Here is a 5,000-nt window from a genome sequence, read left to right on the forward strand (position 1 = left end):
TCCGCCCTGGATCAGGAACGGTGTGGGGCAGGGGGTGACTGACGGGGAACTCGCTTGAGCAGAACGAGGATACCGCAAGCGGTTCAGTAGTCCTGGTTGAATTCGGCAGGAGTGTCTGTAAGGCTGCACACCACGGACTCTTCGTCTGTCATTTCCGCAACTCTGACCACAGGACGCCCCATCTTTTTCAGCACGTCCACATCAGCCATGGTCTGGCAGCGGGCGATCAAGGCGCCCTGTTCGTCGTAGCAGCAGAAAAACTTCACAGAAGACTCCAACTCCTTGCACAGTATGGCAGCGGATCCGGGGGCCTGCCAACGACTTGGCCACATCCGCCGCCGTGATTTTGGATCTGGGGGGCAGAGGCTTGGGCTACCGGCAAGGGAGAAGCCAGGCTGCGGACCAGGAGTCCGCACTTGGCCCATGGAGAGCGAACTCTGGCGCTTGGCTGGCCCAGGTCAGTCCATGCTCACATGCTTCGGCCAAACCTATGGACGGCGCTCAATCGGACCTGTGGCGGATGGGAGGGATTCGGGTGGGCATGCCTGGGCACAGAAGAAACCTGAGCACCTTGTGCAGGCCGCCTTTCCCGCGCCTGCCACCCTTCTACTTGTATGACAGATGGATTAGTGGCACACAACCCGCTGCAATGTGCCGGATCCTGGGTGCTACCTTTTCTTGGTGCTCATCGGCGTCCATCTTTTGAAGACGCTGTGAGCAGTACCTAGACAATCCAGTTCAGGAATCTTGCTCTGTCCTATGCCCTGAAGCGTTCGGCACTCGTTCAGTTTGCCGTCCTTCACCCATGGGCAATGTGCAGAGTGGAGGTCCCGTCAAGAATTTTTGAAGCTTTCAAGCCTCGCTTTGAAAGCTTCCTGCCGGATCTGAGTCATCCGGGATGAGTTGTGAGATCATGCTTTGCTGATTCAATAACTCAGCTCTCGCACCCCTTAACGGGTGATCTTTGGTTGCTTGTCTGATCAAGTAGTTAAAGATAACTCACTTTGCGAGTCTTTATTTTTAAGACTCAAAAGGAAGTGAGCCAAAACGGAGAGTTTGATCCTGGCTCAGGATGAACGCTGGCGGCGTGCTTAACACATGCAAGTCGAACGAACCTTCGGGTTAGTGGCGGACGGGTGAGTAACGCGTGAGAATCTGCCCTCAGGAGGGGGATAACAGTTGGAAACGACTGCTAATACCCCATATGCCGAGAGGTGAAACGAATTTCGCCTGGGGATGAGCTCGCGTCTGATTAGCTTGTTGGTGGGGTAACGGCTTACCAAGGCTTCGATCAGTAGCTGGTCTGAGAGGACGATCAGCCACACTGGGACTGAGACACGGCCCAGACTCCTACGGGAGGCAGCAGTGGGGAATTTTCCGCAATGGGCGCAAGCCTGACGGAGCAACGCCGCGTGAGGGATGGAGGCCTTTGGGCTGTAAACCTCTTTTCTCAAGGAAGAAGACCTGACGGTACTTGAGGAATAAGCCACGGCTAATTCCGTGCCAGCAGCCGCGGTAATACGGGAGTGGCAAGCGTTATCCGGAATTATTGGGCGTAAAGCGTCCGCAGGCGGCCGTTTAAGTCTGTTGTTAAATCGTGGAGCTCAACTCCATCACGGCAATGGAAACTGTTCGGCTTGAGTATGGTAGGGGCAGAGGGAATTTCCGGTGTAGCGGTGAAATGCGTAGATATCGGGAAGAACACCAGTGGCAAAAGCGCTCTGCTGGGCCATTACTGACGCTCATGGACGAAAGCCAGGGGAGCGAAAGGGATTAGATACCCCTGTAGTCCTGGCCGTAAACGATGAACACTAGATGTTGGGGGAATCGACCCCCTCGGTGTCGTAGCTAACGCGTTAAGTGTTCCGCCTGGGGAGTACGCACGCAAGTGTGAAACTCAAAGGAATTGACGGGGGCCCGCACAAGCGGTGGAGTATGTGGTTTAATTCGATGCAACGCGAAGAACCTTACCAAGGCTTGACATCCTGCGAATCTCTAAGAAATTAGAGAGTGCCTTCGGGAACGCAGTGACAGGTGGTGCATGGCTGTCGTCAGCTCGTGTCGTGAGATGTTGGGTTAAGTCCCGCAACGAGCGCAACCCACGTTTTTAGTTGCCAGCATTCAGTTGGGCACTCTAAAGAGACTGCCGGTGACAAACCGGAGGAAGGTGTGGACGACGTCAAGTCATCATGCCCCTTACGCCTTGGGCTACACACGTACTACAATGCTGCGGACAAAGAGTAGCGATCTTGCGAAAGTTAGCTAATCTCGTAAACCGTGGCTCAGTTCAGATCGTAGGCTGCAACTCGCCTACGTGAAGGAGGAATCGCTAGTAATCGCAGGTCAGCATACTGCGGTGAATACGTTCCCGGGCCTTGTACACACCGCCCGTCACACCATGGAAGTTGGCCATGCCCGAAGTCGTTACTCTAACCGTTTGGAAGAGGGCGCCGAAGGCAGGGCTAATGACTGGGGTGAAGTCGTAACAAGGTAGCCGTAGCGGAAGCTGCGGCTGGATCACCTCCTAACAGGGAAACACAACTGACTTTAATGGCTAAGCTCTTTACATGCTAGCCTAAAGTCTTGTCATCTCTATGGTCGATCGGTATCTCCTGTGGAATGGAAATATCCATTCTCATCTGGATTCCTGAACTTGTCTTGGTCAATCACGATGAGATTCGTGGGCCATTAGCTCAGGTGGTTAGAGCGCACCCCTGATAAGGGTGAGGTCCTTGGTTCAAGTCCAAGATGGCCCATCGTTACTAGGGGGTTTAGCTCAGCCGGTAGAGCGCCTGCTTTGCAAGCAGGAAGCCAGCGGTTCGAATCCGCTAACCTCCACTGGCAAACTCTCTGAGTTTGTCTTTACGAATCAATTCGTTATTTGACTAGAATCTTGAAAACTGCATAGATTGAGTCTAGAAGAGCATCTCATAGACATTTGATTCTATTGAGATTAAAAGTAAACTAGTATAGTTTGCTTTGTCAAGCTACAAAGGGCTCACGGTGAATACCTTGGCACGTAGAGGCGATGAAGGACGTGACTACCTGCGATAAGTCTCGGGGAGCGGGAAGTAAGCTTTGATCCGGGAATTTCCGAATGGGGCAACCCTGGGGCAACCCAACGGCTAGCTGAATTCATAGGCTAGTTCGAGTCAACCCAGCAAACTGAAACATCTTAGTAGCTGGAGGAAAAGAAAGTAAAAACGACTCCCCTAGTAGCGGCGAGCGAAACGGGATCAGCCTAAACCAATCATTTCGATGGTTGGGGTTGTGGGACAGCAACGTGGATCAGGAATTCTAGAAGAAGCGTTTGAATGACGCACCATAGAGGGTGATAGTCCCGTATTCGAAAGATGAACTGGCCTAGCTGTATCCCGAGTAGCACGGAGCACGTGAAATTCCGTGTGAATCTGCGAGGACCACCTCGTAAGGCTAAGTACTACTGCGTGACCGATAGCGTACAGTACCGCGAGGGAAAGGTGAAAAGAACCCCAGGAGGGGAGTGAAACAGAACATGAAACCGTGAGCCTACAAGCAATGGGAGCCCGACTGATCGGGTGACCGTGTGCCTGTTGAAGAATGAGCCGGCGACTTATAAGCACTGGCAGGTTAAGAGGCTAATCTCGGAGCCACAGCGAAAGCGAGTCTGAATAGGGCGATAGTCAGTGTTTATAGACCCGAACCCGGGTGATCTAACCATGGACAGGATGAAGCTTGGGTGACACCAAGTGAAGGTCCGAACCGACTGATGTTGAAAAATCAGCGGATGAGCTGTGGTTAGGGGTGAAATGCCAATCGAACCCGGAGCTAGCTGGTTCTCCCCGAAATACATTGAGGTGTAGCGTCTAGTGCTTAAGCAGGGGGGTAAAGCCACCGTTTCGGTGCGGGCTGCGAGAGCGGTACCAAATCGAGACGAACTCTGAATACCCTGTATGTAACTAGGCAGTCAGACTGTGGGGGATAAGCTTCATAGTCAAGAGGGAAACAGCCCAGACCGCCAGCTAAGGTCCTTGAGTCACTACTAAGTGGTAAAGGAGGTAAGATTGCATAGACAACCAGGAGGTTTGCCTGGAAGCAGCCATCCTCAAAGGAGTGCGTAATAGCTCACTGGTCGAGCGATCTTGCGCCGAAAATGAACGGGACTAAGTAGTGTACCGAAGCTGCGGATTCTTTGAATGGTAGGGGAGCGTTCTATGTGGATTGAAGCGTTAGCGAAAGCGGGCGTGGACTGCATAGAAGTGAGAATGTCGGCTTGAGTAGCGAAAACATAGGTGAGAATCCTATGCCCCGAAACCCTAAGGGTTCCTCTGTCAAGCTCGTCTGCAGAGGGTTAGTCAGGACCTAAGGCGAGGCCGAAAGGCGTAGTCGATGGACAACAGGTCAACATTCCTGTACTGGTTGCTGTTTGGGCAGGTGGACGGAGAAGGCTAAGCGATCCGGATGTTGGTTACCGGTTCAAGCGTTCGAGGCTTTGAAGGGCGGTGAAAACGCTCTGAGCTAAGGCGTGAGTACGAGTTCTTACGAGAGCGAAGTCGCTGATGTCATGCTTCCTAGAAAAGACCTTAGTCCGTTAAGCAGCAGCTACCTGTACCCGAAACCGACACAGGTAGGGTGGTAGAGTATACTAAGGGGCGCGAGTTAACTCTCTCTAAGGAACTCGGCAAAATGGCCCCGTAACTTCGGGAGAAGGGGTGCCACCGTCAGGTGGCCGCAGTGAAGAGTCCCAGGCGACTGTTTACCAAAAACACAGGTCTCCGCTAAGTCGCAAGACGATGTATGGGGGCTGACGCCTGCCCAGTGCCGGAAGGTTAAGGAAGCTGGTTAGCCTTGCGAAGCTAGCGACCGAAGCCCCGGTGAACGGCGGCCGTAACTATAACGGTCCTAAGGTAGCGAAATTCCTTGTCGGGTAAGTTCCGACCCGCACGAAAGGCGTAACGATCTGGGAGCTGTCTCGGAGAGAGGCTCGGCGAAATAGAATTGTCTGTGAAGATGCGGACTAC

The 5,000-nt window shown here is 53.1% G+C and carries 1 protein-coding gene, 2 tRNA genes and 2 rRNA genes (1 of these 5 running past the window's edge); 4 read left to right on the forward strand and 1 reads right to left on the reverse strand.

Annotation, left to right across the window (positions count from 1 at the left end; genetic code table 11):
• Positions 1 to 83: 83 nt before the first annotated feature.
• Positions 84 to 266 carry a hypothetical protein gene (locus BG35_RS0105420; RefSeq protein ID WP_025782027.1) on the reverse strand — a complete coding sequence of 61 codons (183 nt, stop codon included), beginning with the start codon at positions 264 to 266 and terminating at the stop codon, positions 84 to 86.
• Positions 267 to 1,044: 778 nt separating this feature from the next.
• On the opposite strand from BG35_RS0105420, the gene BG35_RS0105425 reads away from it, so the two are divergent.
• The 4 genes from BG35_RS0105425 to BG35_RS0105440 form a co-directional block, all read left to right on the forward strand.
• Positions 1,045 to 2,528 (forward strand): 16S ribosomal RNA (locus tag BG35_RS0105425).
• 154 nt (positions 2,529 to 2,682) lie between these two features.
• A tRNA-Ile gene (locus BG35_RS0105430) sits at positions 2,683 to 2,756 on the forward strand.
• A gap of 9 nt (positions 2,757 to 2,765) precedes the next feature.
• A tRNA-Ala gene (locus BG35_RS0105435) sits at positions 2,766 to 2,838 on the forward strand.
• A 142-nt stretch (positions 2,839 to 2,980) separates the two neighbouring features.
• Positions 2,981 to 5,000, forward strand: a 23S ribosomal RNA gene (locus BG35_RS0105440) (it continues 856 nt past the right edge of the window).
• The 16S and 23S rRNA genes sit together here with 2 tRNA genes alongside, the layout of an rRNA operon.

The sequence above is a fragment of the Candidatus Synechococcus spongiarum SH4 genome (assembly GCF_000586015.1).
GTDB lineage: Bacteria > Cyanobacteriota > Cyanobacteriia > PCC-6307 > Cyanobiaceae > Synechococcus_B > Synechococcus_B spongiarum_F.